This window comes from Staphylococcus sp. FSL W8-1270, assembly GCF_038007165.1.
GTDB lineage: Bacteria > Bacillota > Bacilli > Staphylococcales > Staphylococcaceae > Staphylococcus > Staphylococcus hominis.
Genome location: NZ_JBBOWQ010000001.1, coordinates 733,500 through 751,935, shown reverse-complemented (window position 1 = coordinate 751,935; position 18,436 = coordinate 733,500). Strand labels below are relative to the sequence as shown.

Below are 18,436 nucleotides of genomic sequence, written 5' to 3'. Positions count from 1 at the left end.
GAAGGAATTGGAATTGCATTCATCAATCCTTACCCTGCTTCTTTTTTATAGTAATAAATGTGCCATTAAAGCAATAATTGGTAATGTGATTGCAGTTCTAATTAAAAATATCATAAATAACTTTCCGAGACTGACTGGAATTTTAGAACCTAAAATCACACCGCCCACTTCAGATAGATAAATTAATTGAGATATACTTAAAGCACCAATCACAAATCGTGTCAATTCACTGTGTACCGTCGCTATTAAGATAGAAGGTAAAAACATATCTGCAAAACCAATAAGTAAAGTTTCAGATGCTTTTGCAGCTTCAGGAATTTGAAGTAATTGTAATATAGGAATAAATGGCTTTCCTATGATTTCAAATACTGGCGTATAATTTGCTATTATCGTAGCAATAGTCCCTATACTCATAACTACTGGTAAAATAACAAACCACATATCAATCACCGTTTTAATTCCCGTTTTAAAAAATTCTTTAACTCCTGGCGCTTTTAGCCCTACAATTGTAGCTTCATCAAAACCGTGAGCTAATGCAGTTTTTCCTTCTGGAAGTTTTTCAAGTCGTGTACTTTCAGATACTTCTTTCGTAAAATCATCTGGAATTTGATTTAGTGGCCATATTCTTGGCATGATCATCGCTGCAACTAAGCAAGAAACAATTACTGTTAAATAAAATACAAAAAACTTTTGTTGTAATCCAATAGTTTGAGCAATAACAATAGCAAATGTGATCGATACAACACTAAAAGTTGTAGAAATTACTATTGATTCTCTTTTTGAATAAATACCTTTTTCATATTGACGACTTGTAATAAGCACGCCTACTGTTCCATCTCCTATAAATGAGGCTAAATTATCAACTGCTGATCGTCCTGGTAAAGTAAATAATGGTCTCATGATTGGTCTAAACAATGGTCCTAAAAATTCTAATAAACCGTATTCCATTAATAAAGGTAAAAATAAGGCAGCAAAAAGAAATACTGCTACTAATGTAGGTAATAAGTCATTAAATACTAATCCACCCGTATCTTCTGAATATATCACTTTACTTCCAATTTTAAAATAAGTCATCCAGGCAAATACAACTGCAAGTACTCTTAGTATCATCCACACTGGGCCAACTTGAAATGCATTCGCGATAAGACCACCTGGTTTTACTTTATCCTTTAAAATTGTTGAAAATAAAATAGTCAAAATAGTCGATAACGTAATGATTGTCATAATGAGAATTGACATTGCAGGTCCTAATAAATCTTTTAACCAATTTGCCAAAAATGCCACTGGTAATGTTGTTTGTTTCTCCCCATCTTGTACAATTGGAATGGGTATTAAAAATAAAATAATACCAATGATTGACATCGATATAAATTTTATTCTTCCTTTTATTTTCTCCTGTTTGTTATAATTCTCCAATATTCACCCTTCTTTCTATTTGTATAGGTAATTGTATTTATTCATTTGTTTTGTATTTTCATCGAAATTAACGCCTATTAATTATATAAATATAACTTTATATGTATTTTTATAAACAATATGTACTTTACTATATCTTATTTTCAAATAACTTGCAATATACAAAAGTTTAAAATTTCACAAAAAATGTGAGATCGTATTCACTGTGAATACGATCTCACTCTTTAATATTTAAATTCTTCTAAGTAACAATAAAAAGTATGGAACACCAACAATGGCAATAACTACGCCTACTGGTATATCAAGTGGCGGATGAATACCTCTTGCTAATCCATCACTAAATAAAATGAGGATTGCTCCAATTAAACCAGACATCATTACGACGTGAACATGACGATATCCGACGATTTTTCGAGCTATGTGTGGCGCAATCAATCCAAGAAAACTGATTCCTCCAACTATTGAAATAGATGATCCTGCTAACATCACTGATAAAATCAACAGTATCATTTTAATACGTTTTATTCGTGTACCTAATGCTATCGCTATTGAATCTCCTAGGTTTAAGATATCGAGTTGATGACTTAAAGCAATGACGATTGGAATCGTAATAATAAACCAAGGTAAAATTGAATATACATTTTCTATCGTATGACCATAAAGACTACCTGTTAACCATATAAGCGCATTATTTGCATCCATGGGATTTCGTATTAGTAAAAATTGTACAATTGCTGTACATATAGCACCAATTGCTAAGCCAATTAATGCCAAGGTAGATCCTTTAATATTAAATTGAGATATTAAAAAAGATAAAATTAAACTGATTATTAATGCACCAACAAATGAACCCATAGGTAAAATGATTAAAGGAGCATTGGGAAAAACCATAATAATTATAATCGCTGCTAAACTTGCACCTTTAGTCATTCCAATAACATCTGGAGAAGCGAGAGGATTTTTTACTACCCCTTGTATGATTGTTCCTGAAATAGCTAAACTACTTCCTACTATTAATCCTAAAAGTGTTCTAGGTATACGATATTCATTTAGAATAAAATCATCTTGTATCAATAAACTATTTATTACTTTAACGGGATTATACATTGTTGCGCCGACGCATAAGCTAATAAATATACTTATGATTAATATCGTAACGACAAGTGCATAACGAATAGCTAATGAGTGGTGTGTCATATTCGTTTCACTCTCCTTAAAGTAATAAATAAGAAATAAAATGCTCCTATAAATGAAGTAACAATTCCAACTGGTGATTCATAGGGATATGTAATTAAACGACTCAATGTATCAGATAATAACAATAAATTTGCGCCAACTATAAATGTTAACGGAATTAAAATGAAGTAATTATGCGGTGCATAACGTTTTACTATATGTGGCACGATTAATCCTATAAATCCAATAGGTCCTACAATAGAGACAGATGTCCCAGCAAATATAATAACAAGTAATCCGATAATGATTCTTATCACTTCAGTTTTTTGACCTAAACTTTTGGCTAGTGTATCACCTAATTCCATTATTGTAAGTTGTCTTGCAAATGCAATTAGTATGATAAGTCCCATAAGAATCCAAGGACAAATTATCATTACATCTTTCCATTTCATTCCATTTAAAGAGCCAACTAACCAAAACATAACAGTAGAATTAGAATCTTCATTAAGTAAAATAATACCTTGTGTAAGACTACTAAAAAACAAATGTACTGCCATTCCTGCTAAAGCTAATTTCACTGGTGTTATTTTTTTCGTAGAACCAGATAATAAATACACAGTTAACCCACCAATAAATGCCCCAATAAACGCTAAATAGGTTGCATAGTTTCCCATCGTAGGCATTAATACTGTCACTAATACGATAATAAATGAAGCACCCGCATTTACCCCAAATATTTGCGGAGATGCTAATGGATTTCTAGTTATAGATTGCATGAGTAAACCAGCCAGAGCTAAGGCACCTCCCACAAGTATGGCAACAATCATCCTTGGCATTCTAACACTTTGAATGATAAACGTCTGCTTGTTTTCAATTGAAGTAAAAAAGTAATGATACATATCTTTAGTTTGAATATTTAAAGTTCCAGTGGCTAAATTAAGATAAACAAAAATAACAAGAAGGCAAACACTCACTGAAAAGGTGAGTGTCATACGCTTCTTGATTGATCTTTTATTAGCAGAAAGACGATTACTTTTTTGTATAGTCATTGTCAATCCATCCTATTTATTTCTATCTTTTTTTGAGATTTCTACGATTTCTTTAGCCATTTCTTCTGAAGAGATTAAACCACGTGCGCGGGCCCATGTATCACGATCAACCACATCTATTTTATGATTTTTAACTGCATCAAGTTTGTTCCAAATAGGATCTTTTTTCAATTCTTGATAAGAAGGTTCATTAGAACTTGCACCATTTGTCATAATAAACATGCGTTCTGGATTGATTTCAGATAATGTTTCTGAATTGAGTTGTAAATAAGGTCCTTGTAAATATTTACTTAATCCTTTCGTCACATCTTTATTTAATGCTTCTTTAAAACCTAATTCACCTAATAACTGTCCCACATAAGATTCACTTGGATGCGCTAGTAACCCAGACTTAGAAGCTACAGCTGGAAGTACTTTTTCATTTTTATCAAATTGAATCTCTTGTTTATATTGAGCTATTTTTTTCTTATGTTCGTCTAAACGTTTTTTACCCTGTTTCTCTTTATTAAGAGATTTAGCTATAACTTTAAACGCTCCGATATTTTCATTATAGTCGCCGTCGAAGCTTTTTAATTCTATTGTTGGAGCAATTTTACTTAATTCCTTATAAATTCCTTTATGTCGATTACTGTCAGCAATAATTAAATCAGGTTTTAATTTACTTATTTCTTCTAAATTTGGTTGTTTACGCGTACCAACAGATGTATAATTTCCAATTTTATCTCTTAACGGTTTAATTATTCTATTCTTTTTATTATCGTCTGCTATTCCTACAGGCTTAACATCCAAAGCTACTAATGCATCAACAAATGAAAATTCTAAAGCTACTACTCTCTTAGCATCTTTAGGTACTTTAGTTGTTCCTAAATCATGTTTAATCTCAATAATATCTTTAGATGACGAAATTTGATTAGATGAATTTGAACCATTGTTACTTACCTTTCCACATGCAGTTGTTAATACTAAAATCAGTAATATTGAAATAATTCCAAAAATTGTTGTTCTTTTCATGATGACACTCCTTAATATGTATTGAGGTATATCTTCATTTTATTGATAACGATTATCATTGTCAATAAAATATAAAAATAAAGATTGGCACAGAATTTATTTTGAATTCGTTGGCCCATCACGAAAACGTTGACTGCCAACGCCAACGCATAAAGAAATCTGAGACACTATTGATGTCTCAGATTCTATATAATGCGTTATTTGTTGTTGATATATTTTGATTGCTTCAAATTGTTAATACGTTGAGAAATAGCTTGTTCTTCACTATAATATTTTTCCATTCTCTGATGATACATTAGTTGTGATAGCGCTTCGTATTCTAATGAAAATGGTATGCAATCTCCTACTTTATAGTTAATTTCTTCTTTTAAATCTATCATTAAATGATCACTTGAAGCACCCATAATTTCTATTCGATGATTGAGTGGTTTTATTTTTTCAATCACAGTATCAATATATCCCACATCTACAATAGCTTGTAAGTAACTTTCTTTTGTCTTCGTATACCTAGGTTTAATTTCAATAATTTCCGCTTCAAGTAATATTGCATTTTGAAATAACTCAGGTATATTTTGATTAGTAGTTGTATCCACACCACGAAATAATGTTTCTCCTATTCTCAACTCATTAATACATCCTAAATCATATTGTTTTAATAATGGAAGCATACTTGAGTTACCTCCAGAAATAACTTCAAATGATACTCCTGTTTCGTATTGTACATGATGAACAAATTGATTTATTTCGTCAATATCATTTAATGTTGGAGCTTTAGACTTAAAACACATGAAATTAAATGCAAGACCTAAAAGTTTTATATTATTCATTAGTTTTATTTCATGAATATATTCAACTATATCATAAGGTAATACACCTTCACGTTGATCTTTCCAATCGACCATCAATATAACTTGATGTTGATGACTCATTTCATTTGCAATATGATTTAACTGATGTATTGTTGCCATTTCTGTTTGAATACTTACGTAACTCTTTTTAATCAAATCTTCATACTGATGCTTTAAAGGAGATCTCAAAAGTAAAAATTGACAATCTTTTGTAAATTGCTGAGGAATATTTTCTAGTCGAGATTCTGCAAAGTAGTTAAATCCTACTTTCATTAATCGTTTAATGATATGTTCATCTCCAGCAATACTTTTTATCACAGGTATCATGGCTATATTTTTGCTGTCAAACAACATTTTTAATACATGTGCATTATATTCAATCTTTGATAAATTGATTACAATACGAGACACTTAATTCACCTCTCTTTTTATTGGATTATCTAAACTAATATTCAGATATTTTTTCACTTTCTTTTTCATTCTCATTTTCAACAATGCTTTTACTGTAATTGTAGGTCCAAATAAAACTTTTCTTAATGTATCTGCATGAGGCTTAGTATCATTAATTGCTACTTCTATTTCTTCTTGAATTATATTAAAAAGTTCTTCTTCTTTTATAAATTCATACTTTTTAAAATGAAAAATTAATTCTGCTAGTTGATTTTGAACGACTGCGTGTTGAAATTTCATAATGACTTCTTCAATTGAGTCTGCAAGTAAACTTTTATTTTCCACTTCTATATGCTTTAATTTTTGACTTAGTGTTTTAATATCTATTCGAGAGCCACCGAGATCTCGCACTATAAATTGTATTTGATACTTTGGTCCTAAATGCACTAGTGTATTTTGCATATGTGCTTCTAAAGCTATACCATAATCTTGTATTAAAGCTAATAAAGGTGTTACCAGTTGACGAGTATAATTTCGCATAAACTGATGAATGGTATGTTGATTAATGTCATCATTAATCCATTTAAGGTAACTATCTACTGTGATTTCATTATCTACTACATTTTTATTTACTAATGCACCTGTAACTAATAAAATACCATCATCTTTTGTAAAAGGTTTTTCACGAATAATACAAGCAAGTTGTCTAGCATCGTCACTGTCTGTTTTAGCAAATAAACCATAGGGCTCAAGTGCAACATCTAATTGTGTATACTGATTTAATTCACGATGTAATGCTTGACTTAATTTGGGTCCATCAATTGTTGTTTCTGGGGACACTGTTCTAACTGCACTAGTAGCTTGAACATTGACTGGTAATTTCACATGATAAGGATGATTGATTAGCGACATTGTTCTAAAAGAAGATGTTGCTTTAGATGGAACCTGAAATGGAGTAGATATCAAAATATAATCTTGTAGCCACTCCTTATATTTATTACGAATAGTATGTTCATATTGCCATGGGTGAACTAAAATGACTTTATAGTCTTTAAGCAAACGTTCTCTATCATTCATGAATGTATGTAATTCGTCAATATATTCAGGAATAACCTCATTTAAAATGAACTGAGAATGATCAAGAATGGTTGTAACATTTACATACTCATTATGTATTAGCATCACTTTCAAATTAATAATCTTTTCAAATTCTGGCGAATAGGTTCTCACTTCTTCCATTGATAAAGGTAATTTTGTTTTAGTAAGTGGATGTGTAGGATGACCTTCAAATATTAAGCTTTCAGAATATAGTACGTCATCTATATCATTATCTTTTTTCAACTTTTCTAGCCAAGTAAAAAAATTTAAACGTTCTGAGGCATTTATATATTTATCATGTCTTTGAAGATACTCATGACGTGTATCGAATGCTTTATATACTTCAATGAAACTATCTCTGCTATGAATAAGTTCACTTTTTAAATGGAATGGGATATCAATATGAAAGTCTGTTACTAGTATGTCTAATAGTTTTTCTAGACTATCCACTGATTCTTTATGTTGATGATTTATATATATTATCGGCCCATCAAATTCATATCGAGATAATGCACTTTCGTATTTATAATGAACGTTTAGAAGCACTTGTTCAAACTCAATCGTTACATAATGATTTTCTTTAAAAATGGTAGTTGAATGAGTCCATATATTTTCCTTTATTAGAGCATTTACTACTCTATATTGCATATTTCGATCTGCATGCTTCCACTCGTTTAACATTTTTAAATCCTCCGCCTTATCATTCGTTTTCATAATTAAGTTTAACTAGTTTAATAATTATAAATTTAATTAAGGTTACTAGCAATTACATGAACTTAGAATTTATTAAAATATTGTGTCTTAAATTTAAACTATCTTTTAAAAAGGTTTAATTTTAGAGTTAGATATTATACAAACTATTTATAATTTTGTAGAATGTGGATGAGGTGTTATATGAATAAAAATACAACCATTAATAATCATAACTTACAACTTACTAATGAAGAATATGATGTTTATACATATTTAAATGAATTTTATCCTGATTTAATCGATCATTTTAAACAATATATTTTAATAGGTAGAGATAAAATTTCTCAACGTCTTATTACATCTTTATATCGTGAAAACTTAATACACGCTAAAGATAATAGTCAGATTATTAGGCCTAACAAATTAACCGTATCTATGTTTTCTAAAGATAAAGACGTATTATGTATTCATTTTCCAAAATCAAATATCGATATTTACAGTCAAATAAAAGGGAGATATGCCTTCGACCGGATAGATGTGGAAGGCCCCTTTTATATCTTAAAACATCATAATCATGAATATGAAAGAATCCAACATCCAAATGATATTCTAGATTTAATTTTAGCTGAAGCGCCAAAACTTGATAACGCTGCTAGTGAACAATTTAGAGAAGATTTAAATAATAGTGCTGCTAATATGATTCTGGCACTAAGTTATCAAGCTAAACATATGCATTCAAACTACGAGCCTTTATGGGAATTAATTGCAAAAAGTGACGATAGTTATTTACGTTCGGAACAATCAGTTATAGAAGGTCATCCCCTTCATCCAGGCGCAAAGCTTCGTAAAGGGATGAGTGCTAAAGAGAATATTCATTATAGTTCAGAATACGGTCAAGAAATCCAGTTAAAATGTGTATTCATACATAATAGTATAGCAAATGTTCAATCCTTATCTTCAACCTATAATGATATGCTTCAACAATCTTTTCATAAATTATTTACTCACCTTTTAAATAAATATAATGATATAAGAATTGAAGATTATCATTTAATGGTTGTCCATCCTTGGCAATTCGAACATATTTTACTTAGTCAATATCAACAAGAACTAGATGAACAACTTATTATTCCTATTGATATGACCTTACCTTATTATGCTGGCTTATCATTCAGAACATTAATGCCAAAATATCCTAAACTATTCCCGCATATTAAACTTTCTACAAATGTTCATATTACTGGGGAAATACGTACGCTTTCTGAACAAACAACGCATAATGGACCTTTAGTTACTAAAATTGTGAATGATATTTTAAAAAACGACACTGATTTTCAACCTTATCGCATAGAAACCTTAGATGAAATTGCTGGCATTCATTTTTATAATTCTAAAGATCATTCAACAATCCAAACTGAACGTAGTGAACAACTGGGAACATTATTTAGAGAAAATATTTATACATTAATCGAAGAAGATACAATACCTGTCATACCGTCTAGTCTTGTTGCTTATTATCCAAACAATACTGAACCGCCGATTGAAAGCTTAATAAAACGATATCAACATACACATCAATTTAAGACATTTGAAAAAGCGGCTTATGCATGGATTCAAGATTATGCGACTCAATTATTAGGACTAGTTATTCCACTATATGTAAAATATGGAATCGCACTAGAGGCACATTTACAAAATTCTATTGCTACATTTAATCAAGATGGTAGTTTAAGTAAAATCTATATTCGAGATTTCGAAGGATTACGTATTGATGAAACTCAATTAAACAAAATGGGGTATAAAACATCACATTTCCATAAGAAATCTAGAATTCTTACTCAATCTACTACCTCTGTTTTTAATAAAGTATTCTATTCAACTGTTCAAAATCATCTAGCTGAATTAATATTAACAATTACTGAAAAAGTAGAAAATATAAATTTTGAAAAAATAACGTGGCATCATATCAGTCATACTATTCAAGATATATTAGCTAAGTTGACTGATGTTGATACAGAACGTATGCAAAAGATTACTCATACTTTATTTGCTGCAACAATTGATTATAAATGTGTAACCACTATGCGTTTAGAAGATGAAGCACATCATTACACTTATATTAAAGTTAATAATCCACTACATTAAAATTAAGAAGCAGAATAACATTCAATTTGAATGTTATTCCGTCTCTTGTTAAAAAATGATATTAACTATAAAAAGACCTTGGAACATTCCAAGGTCTTTTTTCAATAAGATTATTGTAAATCTGATCTTTCGAAATTATTGTTGTTGTTATTATTGTTATTGTTGTTGTTATTTTTTTGGTTTTTTTGTGCCCATTCTTTTTTAGTCATTACGTCGTCAACTTGCATGTTAACTTCAACAACATCTAAACCAGTAATGTATTTAACTTGTTCTTTAACTAAGTCAGTTACTTTACGGAAGATTTTTGGAGCTGATTCACCATATTCTAAGATGACTTTTAAGTCTACAGCCGCTTGTTTTTCACCAACTTCAACAGAAACACCTTGTGTTACGTTGTTACCGCTTGAGAATGCACTAGAAATACTGTCAGTGAATCCGCCTTTCATATCTAAGATACCTCTTACTTCACGAGCAGCGATACCAGCAATTTTTTCGATAACTTCATCAGAGAACGTTAATTTATTTTCAAAATGTTGTTGATTATTTTGACGTTCTTCTCTGTATTGTTGTGCTTGTTCTTGACGTTCTTCTCTTTCTTTTTCATTTACTCCAGTTTGGTTATTATACGCTTGTTTAGCTTTGTTATTATCTACAGCCATGTGAATTCTCCTTTTTAAATAAAATTTAATTTTTAATACTTAATTTTTTAATTTATATGAATTCTTAAATAATGAATGTTAACTCCATCGATTTAAGAAGTTCATGAAATCTTGTGTACGGTCTTTCATATACCCAACGCCAATTCCGATTAAACATAAAACAATAATTAAAATTGTTTTCCAGAACCCTAAAGTCAGGAATAAGATTGCAATAATTAAGAATGCAAAGAAACCTATAATTCGCCATTTATACGACTTTAGGAAGTCGATAATTTGTTGAGTAGAATCTTGACTATTTTGATTATTATCAGCCATGTTATCCCTCCCTTATAGTACGCGTTGTCCGGCAGATTTTTGATCTCTAACATTAATTTCTAATTTTCTAACAGGCATTTCAGTAAAATGCTCAACATTATGTTTAATGTCAGATCTAATGCTTTCAGTTAATGATTTTACTTGCACATCATTAGGTACTAAGAAATCAGCTTTAATATCAATGTAAGAATTGTTTTTCTTATTGTAAAGTTTAGTAACCACGTTTGGTTGTCTGATTTCATCGTATTTAGTTAATGTATCGTATGCAGACTTTTCGACTGCTTTACGTGATACATAAATATGTCCATCATTATAATCTTTATAAAGACCTGGTTTTCTATATGTTGGTTTAAAGATGCTAAATACCAATATAATACCAATTAATACGAGTAAAGCAGATAAACCAATTAATAGTGGTTGGAACCAATTGAATTGTAAGAAATAGTCTTGATAACGCTTAATACGACTATCATCTATGTACATAAACAATAAGAAACCAACAATCGCAACTATTAATAGGCCAAGGATAAAGTTTTTAAATCTATGCACCTCTAAACACACCTCCTTAGTCATTGTTGAAATTATTTAATTATAAAATTTAAGTACCCTTTAAAAATTTTTTAAAACGTTAACATTAAAATTTTTTATTTAATTTTTTTAAATTTATTAAAGTTTACCTTCTAGATTAAATATTCCCAAATTTAACACAATAAAAACCTGTTTTTCATAATTATTTTCGTTTTTTTATATTATTCGTTTTTTTGTATTTTAAATTATCTTTTTTCATTAAAACATCTTTCTTTGATACCCGCGGATGATCTGAACTCAACGTTTTAAATAAAGACCATATCATAAGAATAATAACTACGGAAAATGGGAGTGCTGCAATAATTAATAAGTTCTGAATTGCTTGTGTTCCTCCGGTGTAAATCATTATCATCGCAAATAAGGCCATAATAATACCCCAACTTACTTTAACGAAAGAGTTAGGATTAATATCTCCTTTACTACTTAACATTCCAAGTACATAAGTAGCCGAATCTGCAGAAGTTACAAAGAAAATCATAACAACGATTAAAGTAACAATACTTAATACAAATCCCAATGGAAAATGCTCTAAAGTGGCAAATGTTGCAGTTTCTGCTGCTTCTTTAGCAATATTAGCAATTCCACTATGCTGAAGATACACTGCTGCTCCTCCGAACACTGCAAAGAAAAAGAAAGATACAAGAGCTGGAGCAAATAATACTCCTAAAATAAATTCTTTAATTGTTCTACCACGTGATACACGTGCAATGAATATTCCTACAAATGGTGCCCAAGACACCCACCATGCCCAGTAAAATATAGTCCAATTTTGTACCCATTGAAATTTTGCGCCACCATCCATTGGAATACGCAAACTCATACTAAAGAAATTAAAAATATAATTTCCTAATCCGTTAGTAAATGTATTTAAAATATATAAAGTAGGTCCTACTAGAAATAATCCTATTAATACAATAAAAGCTAAAATCATATTAATATTACTTAAAGTTTTTATTCCCTTATCAATTCCGGACCATGCAGACCAACTAAATAAAATAGTTGCAATAATAATAATGATGACTTGTGTGCCGAAATGACTCGGTACTTTAAACAAGTAGTGAAGACCTTCATTAATTTGTAAAGCACCAAAACCTAAGGTAGCTGCTACACCTGTAACCGTTGCAATAACAGCTAAAACATCTATAGCACTTCCGATTGGTCCTCTCATTCTTTTTTCTCCAAAAATTGGAACAAGCGTTGCGCTTACTAAACCTGGATACCCTTTATGAAAATTAAAATAAGCAAAAACTAATGCAACAATGCTATACACTGCCCACGCATGAATTCCCCAATGGAAGAAAGCAAACTGGAACGCATCATTAATTGCTGCTTGTGTACCAATTTTATGTATAGGCGTTGCTTTATAGGCATGACTAACTGGCTCAGCTGTAGTCCAAAACACTAATCCTATTCCCATTCCTGCACTGAACAACATAGCAAACCAAGAAAGTAATGAAAATTCTGGCTCTTCTCCTTCCACACCTAACGTAATGGATGCATATCTTGAAAATAATAAGTATACGCAAATAAAAAATATAATTAAAACTAGTAAAAGATAATACCAAGAAAAATTAACTGCAATAAACGATGTAATATTTTGCGTGATTGCTTCTAATTGCTTAGGTAATATCGCTCCATACACTACAAATAATGTACAGATAGCTAATGCAATCCAAAATACAATGCTTATAGATTTTTTTCGCATTATATTATTCTCCTTTCTGATAGTTAGAAATTCTATACCCTATTCATGTTATATCTAACGATATATTGGAATTTTTATAATTAATCAAATTGATATATTATAAAATAATAAAAACGCCTCTTAATGTCTTATTTATAGACACTAAGAGGTGTTAAATCATTCTCTATTCTTCTACATTTATAACAAGTTTTCCTATCATGGAATTGGATTCTAATATTTGATGTGCTTCATATAAATGTTCTGCTGTTAAGCCATTGATGACTTTTGTCGTTGTATTTTGATACGTACCATTCTCAATTTTTTTAGCAATATCCTCTAAATAATAATGATGTTTAATCATGTCTTCTGTTTGAAAAATAGGTCTTGTAAACATAAATTCATGTGTAAAGGAAACACTTTTTGTTTTTAATAAATTTAAATCTTGTGATCCTTTAAAAGCTACAATCGTAGCAACATGTCCTCTTGGTTTCACTATATCTATCATTGTTTCATAATACATGTCTGTATCAAACGTGCAAAATACGAAATCTACCGCTTCAATGTGCTGTTGTTCTAATTGAGATTTTAAATCTTCTTTATGATTGAGTACGATATCTGCACCCATCTTTTTTGACCAATCGATTGTTTCTTGACGTGACGCAGTTGTAATGACTTTTAGACCATATGCCTTAGCAATTTGAGTCGTAATGCTTCCAACACCACCTGCGCCATTGATAATAAGTAATGTTTTCCCTTTATTTTGATTTGGATTCTCTGAAATTTTAAACACATCAAATAAAGTTTCTGACGCTGTAATACCAGTTAACGGAAGACTAGCAGCTTGTTCTGCCGAAAGATTTTTAGGTGCTTTTGCGACTAATCGTTCATCAATAAGTTGATATTCCTGATTTGAACCATGTTGATTAGGCGCACCAGAATAAAATACAATATCGCCTTCCTTAAACATTGTAACCTCTATTCCAGTTTTTTGAACCGTCCCTACTGCATCAAAACCTAAAATTCTCGGAGAATTTTTAACTTCAGTAAGGCGTTGTTTTGTATCAACCGGATTTACACTTATACTTTGTATTTTAACAAGCAACTCTCTAGAAGATGGCTGGGGCATATCTAATTCAAATGGTTCAAATACATTTCCTTCTTCTAATTTAAATGGTTGTTTAAATCCTATAGCTTTCATAAGTATATACCTACCTTTTACTGAATTTTAAATTATACATTCTCTGACACTTTAACGATCTGTTTGCCAAAGTTTTCACCTGTAAATAAGTTTCTGAACGCTTTTGGTAAATATTCAAATCCTTCTTCTATAGATACTTTTGTTTTAATTTTTCCTTCTTGTATCCACGTTGCCAGTTCTTTACTTGCATGTTCAAAGTCATCGGAAAATTCCGCTACCAAGAAACCACGCATCAGTGCTTGATGTTTAATTAATGTGCTTTGTACACGTGGACCTTTTTCTTGTTCAGTATTATTATAATTAGAAATCGTACCGCAAACAGGAATACGTGCATGACGGTTGAGATGTTTCATAACTTCATCGGCTATTGTGCCACCTACATTTTCAAAATAAACATCTACGCCATTCGGTACGGCTTTTGCTAATGCTTCTGCAAAATCATCCTTTTTATAATCAATGCCTGCATCAAAACCCAATTCTTCTGTTAGATAATTCACTTTTTTATCTCCACCAGCTATACCTACTACTGTAGCACCTTTGATTTTAGCAATTTGACCAACCACAGCACCTACTGCACCAGAAGCTGCTGAAACTACTACAGTGTCGCCTTCTTTTGGTTGACCAATCTCTAATAAACCGTGATAAGCTGTTTGACCTGTCATACCTAACGTACTTAAATATAAATAAAGTGGTACATCTGTATTAGATATTTTACTTACATTCTCTTCATTTACTGTATTAATACGCTTCCATGGTAACATACCTACAATAATGTCATCTTCATTAAATTTTTCAGAATTTGATTTAATAATTTTGCCTACAATGTGACTTTGAATAGGTTCGCCAATTTTAAAAGGCTCCACATAAGAATCAGCTTGAGTCATTCTTCCACGCATATATGGATCGACAGATATATATAAAGATTCAATTTGAATTTCATTTTCTTTCGGATCAACTATGTCAATATTTTCATATTTAAATGTATCATCTTGGGGGATACCTTCAGGATATTTTGCTAATAAAACTTGCTCATTATTCATTATAAAAGACTCCTTTCAGTATTCAAAAACAGTGTCATATCACAAACAATTTTATCGCAATTCAACTGCTTTCACTTTATAATGTCTAGTATGATAACACTTAATACTTTATTATACCAAGCAAAGTGAGGTCTTAAACTTGAAATTAAGTATCTTAGACTATGTACCACTCTTTGAAGGTGATACACCACAAGAAGCTTTAAATCATTCAATTGAACTTGCTCAACTATCAGAGAAACTTGGTTATGCACGTTATTGGGTAGCAGAACATCATCAAGTTCCTTCTGTTGTATCAAGCGCTCCTGAAATCGTAATGGCTATGTTACTTGAACATACACACTCTATTCATATTGGAAGTGGCGGTGTGATGCTCCCCCATTATAGTGCTTACAAAGTTGCAGAACAATTTAAAATTATGGAAGTCAAACATCCTGGCCGAATTGATATGGGAATTGGGCGATCTCCTAGCTTCAAAAATGTAAACGAAGCGCTAAATGAATTTAAAACTCAAAAACCCAAACTATCTCAACAAATAGATGATTTGAACAAATACTTTACGAATGACACTATTCATTCACATCGTTTCAAAACTTTAGAAGCCACTCCATACACAGAGCATTCACCTGAGATGTTTATTTTAGGAATGAGTGAACAAAGTGCTGAGCTTGCCGCAAAAAAAGGCTTACCTTTTGTGATTGCTCATATGGGTCAATCGCACGCAAATTTAACACATGTCATTCAACATTATAAATCGCGTTTTACAGAGTATCATGGTCATTCGCATTCACCCTATATTATTTTAGCTACTTTTGTCGTTACGGCAGAAAATGAATTAACGATTAAGCAATTAGTAGATACATTAAATTTGTGGTTAATACGTATTAATTATCTTAAACAACCTAAAGTATATCCTTCTATTGAAACAGCACAGCAACGTCATTATTCTGAAAGAGATCGAGAAAAAATAGAAAAAAATAAACGTCGAATGATTAGTGGCTTACCACATGAAGTAGCTCAGCAGTTAATACAATTACAAAACGAATTAGAAGTCGATGAAATCATGATTCTTCCTAATGTATACGGACATACTCATCGTACTAAATTAATTGAACTTATAGCTCATGCTTGTCTAGATAATTAGGAGAGTCAGTATTATGAACGCTCCTAATTTTTATTTGTTTCATAAACTTTAATGTTTTTATTTGCAACATCTTTATTTTCATGAAGTTGGCTATGTTGAGTCGTTGATTCTATATATTAAGAATTTTTATACGTTTTTGGACTTGCTTCTAACAAAGATTTTAATGGCCGAGACGAGCTATTAGATACTTTAACGTCAAAATGCATACCATTTTAATTATCTTCATAAATGTTTAAATCTTCTATTTGTTTACCTTTATAAATAGTTTTTAATCCAAGTCACTTTTTATCATCTTCACTCATTTTGTTTGGTTTGCCATTTTGATCAACTTGAATTTCATTCACCTTTTCATTTAAATTAAGAATGCCATTATATGTTCTAGCAATATTGACTTCTTTTTTAGTGTCGGAAATAGCAGATGATTATCATCATTTTTCTTAAAATACGTGAAAGATAAATACTCCATAGAATATACGAGAAAATTATACTCCTTATTTTTTAATACTAGTATCTCAATAAAATAAGAAACAGGACAGAAATGAAAATTTCTGTCCTGTCAAATTTATAAAATTACTTAATTTCTTTAGATTCAGCTAATGCTTTATACCAATATGCACTTTTTTTCGGATAACGTTCTTGTGTGTCAAAATCAACGTAGAATAGACCATAACGTTTTTCATAACCATTAGACCATGAGAACACATCCATAAGTGACCATAAGAAATAACCTTTTACATTGGCACCATCACGTATCGCATCAGCAATGACTTCAAGATGTTTTTTAACATAGTCGATACGTGCATCATCATCAACTGTCTTACGTTCTTCGTCGAATTCATCTTTATAACCAAGTCCGTTTTCAGTAACATAAATTTTGTGATAGTTAGGATAATCTTTTATAACACGCATAATTTGATCATAAAGACCTTGTGGATAAATCATCCAATCCCAATCAGTACGAGGAACATCTATGTCAAATTCACGTTGTCCTACACCTTTAAGTTGATACTTAGAGCCACCTTTATCTCCAGTAGCATTGTGTGTAATTTCTGATTCTCCTTCATATCCTCTCATCCAATCACTCATATAGTAATTGATACCTAAGAAGTCATTTAAATCTTTTGCAGCATCTAATGTAGCATAATCTTCATCGGTAATATCTAATTTACCGCCATTGACAGAAAGAATATGTTGTACACCTTCCATAGTTTCACGAGAATATTTTCCCAAATATGTTGCATCTAAGATAAATTTATTATGAATAATATCTTCAAGTTCTGCTGCTCTTACATCTTTCGGATTTGAAGGATCATATGGATACTTAGTTGGTAATGCATGAACTACTCCAATTTCCCCATTATATCCATTATCTTTAAATAATTTAACTGCTTTTGCATGTGCGACCATCATATTATGATGAGATTGGAATACTTTTGCAAAATCATATTTAATTCCTGGTGGGAATTTACCGACTAAATACTGGCCATCACCAATAGGACCAATTTCATTAAAAGTAGTCCAATAGTTGACTTCAGTAAATTCTTCAAAGCAGAATTTTGCATAGTCTACAAAATAATCAATCGTTTTACGGTTTAAGAAATCTCCATCACTGTGAAGTGTTTCTGGAGTATCAAAATGATGTAATGTAACAAACGGTTCAACGTGTCGTTTATGACACTCTTTAAATAAATTGTGATAGAATTCTACACCTTTTTGATTAACTTCTCCATAACCTGTTGGAAAAATTCTTGACCACGCGATAGATATACGGATACCATTAACACCAAATTTTTCACTTAATTCTAAATCAACTGGATATTTATGATAAAAGTCACTTGCAGGTTCAGCTGTATACCAATAGTTTTCTTCTAGATAAGTGTCCCAGGCTACACGACCTTTTCCGTCTGTTTGAGTCGCACCTTCTGCTTGATAAGCTGCTGTTGCACCACCGAAAATAAAATCTTCTGGTAATTTTTTCATTATAC

The 18,436-nt window shown here is 30.9% G+C and carries 16 protein-coding genes; 2 read left to right on the top strand and 14 right to left on the bottom strand.

Annotation, left to right across the window (positions count from 1 at the left end):
* Window positions 1-45: 45 nt before the first annotated feature.
* From NSU06_RS03700 to NSU06_RS03675, 6 genes are all read right to left on the bottom strand, one after another.
* Window positions 46-1,362, bottom strand: coding sequence for a YjiH family protein (locus NSU06_RS03700; RefSeq protein ID WP_019835202.1), 1,317 nt, complete (start codon window positions 1,360-1,362; stop codon window positions 46-48).
* 285 nt (window positions 1,363-1,647) lie between these two features.
* Entirely contained in the window at window positions 1,648-2,613 is a 966-nt protein-coding gene (locus NSU06_RS03695) for a FecCD family ABC transporter permease (RefSeq protein ID WP_017175371.1), read from the bottom strand.
* Complete coding sequence (locus NSU06_RS03690; protein WP_017175372.1) at window positions 2,610-3,641, bottom strand: FecCD family ABC transporter permease; 1,032 nt, start codon at window positions 3,639-3,641, stop codon at window positions 2,610-2,612. Before NSU06_RS03690 ends, NSU06_RS03695 begins: the two co-directional genes overlap by 4 nt.
* 12 nt (window positions 3,642-3,653) lie before the next feature.
* Complete coding sequence (locus tag NSU06_RS03685; RefSeq protein WP_017175373.1) at window positions 3,654-4,652, bottom strand: ABC transporter substrate-binding protein; 999 nt, start codon at window positions 4,650-4,652, stop codon at window positions 3,654-3,656.
* Window positions 4,653-4,849: 197 nt separating this feature from the next.
* A complete protein-coding gene (locus NSU06_RS03680) occupies window positions 4,850-5,911 on the bottom strand; it encodes an alanine racemase (RefSeq protein WP_019835198.1) in 1,062 nt (353 codons plus the stop codon).
* Complete coding sequence (locus tag NSU06_RS03675; protein ID WP_340779459.1) at window positions 5,912-7,669, bottom strand: IucA/IucC family protein; 1,758 nt, start codon at window positions 7,667-7,669, stop codon at window positions 5,912-5,914. It abuts the gene before it with no gap.
* A gap of 213 nt (window positions 7,670-7,882) precedes the next feature.
* Between NSU06_RS03675 and NSU06_RS03670 the strand changes: the two genes are divergently transcribed.
* Window positions 7,883-9,826: an IucA/IucC family protein gene (locus NSU06_RS03670; RefSeq protein ID WP_048762037.1), complete on the top strand. Its 1,944-nt coding sequence runs from the start codon at window positions 7,883-7,885 to the stop codon at window positions 9,824-9,826.
* A 110-nt stretch (window positions 9,827-9,936) separates the two neighbouring features.
* Here NSU06_RS03670 and NSU06_RS03665 read toward each other — a convergent pair whose 3' ends face one another.
* The 6 genes from NSU06_RS03665 to NSU06_RS03640 form a co-directional block, all read right to left on the bottom strand.
* On the bottom strand, window positions 9,937-10,485 hold the full coding sequence (locus NSU06_RS03665; RefSeq protein ID WP_002448598.1) for an Asp23/Gls24 family envelope stress response protein: 549 nt from the start codon (window positions 10,483-10,485) through the stop codon (window positions 9,937-9,939).
* Between the two features lie 78 nt (window positions 10,486-10,563).
* On the bottom strand, window positions 10,564-10,800 hold the full coding sequence (locus NSU06_RS03660; RefSeq protein ID WP_002448488.1) for a DUF2273 domain-containing protein: 237 nt from the start codon (window positions 10,798-10,800) through the stop codon (window positions 10,564-10,566).
* 12 nt (window positions 10,801-10,812) lie between these two features.
* On the bottom strand, window positions 10,813-11,349 hold the full coding sequence (gene amaP / locus NSU06_RS03655) for an alkaline shock response membrane anchor protein AmaP (protein ID WP_002448415.1): 537 nt from the start codon (window positions 11,347-11,349) through the stop codon (window positions 10,813-10,815).
* A gap of 181 nt (window positions 11,350-11,530) precedes the next feature.
* A complete protein-coding gene (locus NSU06_RS03650; protein ID WP_017175377.1) occupies window positions 11,531-13,093 on the bottom strand; it encodes a BCCT family transporter in 1,563 nt (520 codons plus the stop codon).
* Between the two features lie 163 nt (window positions 13,094-13,256).
* Window positions 13,257-14,270 carry a zinc-binding alcohol dehydrogenase family protein gene (locus NSU06_RS03645; RefSeq protein WP_017175378.1) on the bottom strand — a complete coding sequence of 338 codons (1,014 nt, stop codon included), beginning with the start codon at window positions 14,268-14,270 and terminating at the stop codon, window positions 13,257-13,259.
* Between the two features lie 32 nt (window positions 14,271-14,302).
* Window positions 14,303-15,310, bottom strand: a complete 1,008-nt coding sequence (locus tag NSU06_RS03640) for an NADP-dependent oxidoreductase (RefSeq protein WP_048762038.1) — start codon at window positions 15,308-15,310, stop codon at window positions 14,303-14,305.
* Window positions 15,311-15,449: 139 nt separating this feature from the next.
* Here NSU06_RS03640 and NSU06_RS03635 point away from each other — a divergent pair, with 139 nt between their 5' ends.
* Window positions 15,450-16,451 carry an LLM class flavin-dependent oxidoreductase gene (locus NSU06_RS03635; protein WP_048762040.1) on the top strand — a complete coding sequence of 334 codons (1,002 nt, stop codon included), beginning with the start codon at window positions 15,450-15,452 and terminating at the stop codon, window positions 16,449-16,451.
* A gap of 278 nt (window positions 16,452-16,729) precedes the next feature.
* On the opposite strand, the gene NSU06_RS11570 is transcribed toward NSU06_RS03635, so the two are convergent.
* Entirely contained in the window at window positions 16,730-16,864 is a 135-nt protein-coding gene (locus tag NSU06_RS11570; protein ID WP_171991291.1) for an alpha/beta hydrolase, read from the bottom strand.
* A 157-nt stretch (window positions 16,865-17,021) separates the two neighbouring features.
* Entirely contained in the window at window positions 17,022-18,434 is a 1,413-nt protein-coding gene (lacG, locus tag NSU06_RS03630) for a 6-phospho-beta-galactosidase (protein ID WP_131565995.1), read from the bottom strand.
* Window positions 18,435-18,436: the final 2 nt, after the last annotated feature.

What these genes read in the sequence shown, in the direction of transcription:
- NSU06_RS03700 (WP_019835202.1), bottom strand. Translation starts at nt 1,362, where the DNA reads ATGTCAATCATTGGTATTATTTTATTTTTAATACCCATTCCAATTGTA.
- NSU06_RS03695 (WP_017175371.1), bottom strand. Translation starts at nt 2,613, where the DNA reads ATGACACACCACTCATTAGCTATTCGTTATGCACTTGTCGTTACGATA.
- NSU06_RS03690 (WP_017175372.1), bottom strand. Translation starts at nt 3,641, where the DNA reads ATGACTATACAAAAAAGTAATCGTCTTTCTGCTAATAAAAGATCAATC.
- NSU06_RS03685 (WP_017175373.1), bottom strand. Translation starts at nt 4,652, where the DNA reads ATGAAAAGAACAACAATTTTTGGAATTATTTCAATATTACTGATTTTA.
- NSU06_RS03675 (WP_340779459.1), bottom strand. Translation starts at nt 7,669, where the DNA reads ATGTTAAACGAGTGGAAGCATGCAGATCGAAATATGCAATATAGAGTA.
- NSU06_RS03670 (WP_048762037.1), top strand. Translation starts at nt 7,883, where the DNA reads ATGAATAAAAATACAACCATTAATAATCATAACTTACAACTTACTAAT.
- NSU06_RS03665 (WP_002448598.1), bottom strand. Translation starts at nt 10,485, where the DNA reads ATGGCTGTAGATAATAACAAAGCTAAACAAGCGTATAATAACCAAACT.
- NSU06_RS03660 (WP_002448488.1), bottom strand. Translation starts at nt 10,800, where the DNA reads ATGGCTGATAATAATCAAAATAGTCAAGATTCTACTCAACAAATTATC.
- NSU06_RS03650 (WP_017175377.1), bottom strand. Translation starts at nt 13,093, where the DNA reads ATGCGAAAAAAATCTATAAGCATTGTATTTTGGATTGCATTAGCTATC.
- NSU06_RS03645 (WP_017175378.1), bottom strand. Translation starts at nt 14,270, where the DNA reads ATGAAAGCTATAGGATTTAAACAACCATTTAAATTAGAAGAAGGAAAT.
- NSU06_RS03640 (WP_048762038.1), bottom strand. Translation starts at nt 15,310, where the DNA reads ATGAATAATGAGCAAGTTTTATTAGCAAAATATCCTGAAGGTATCCCC.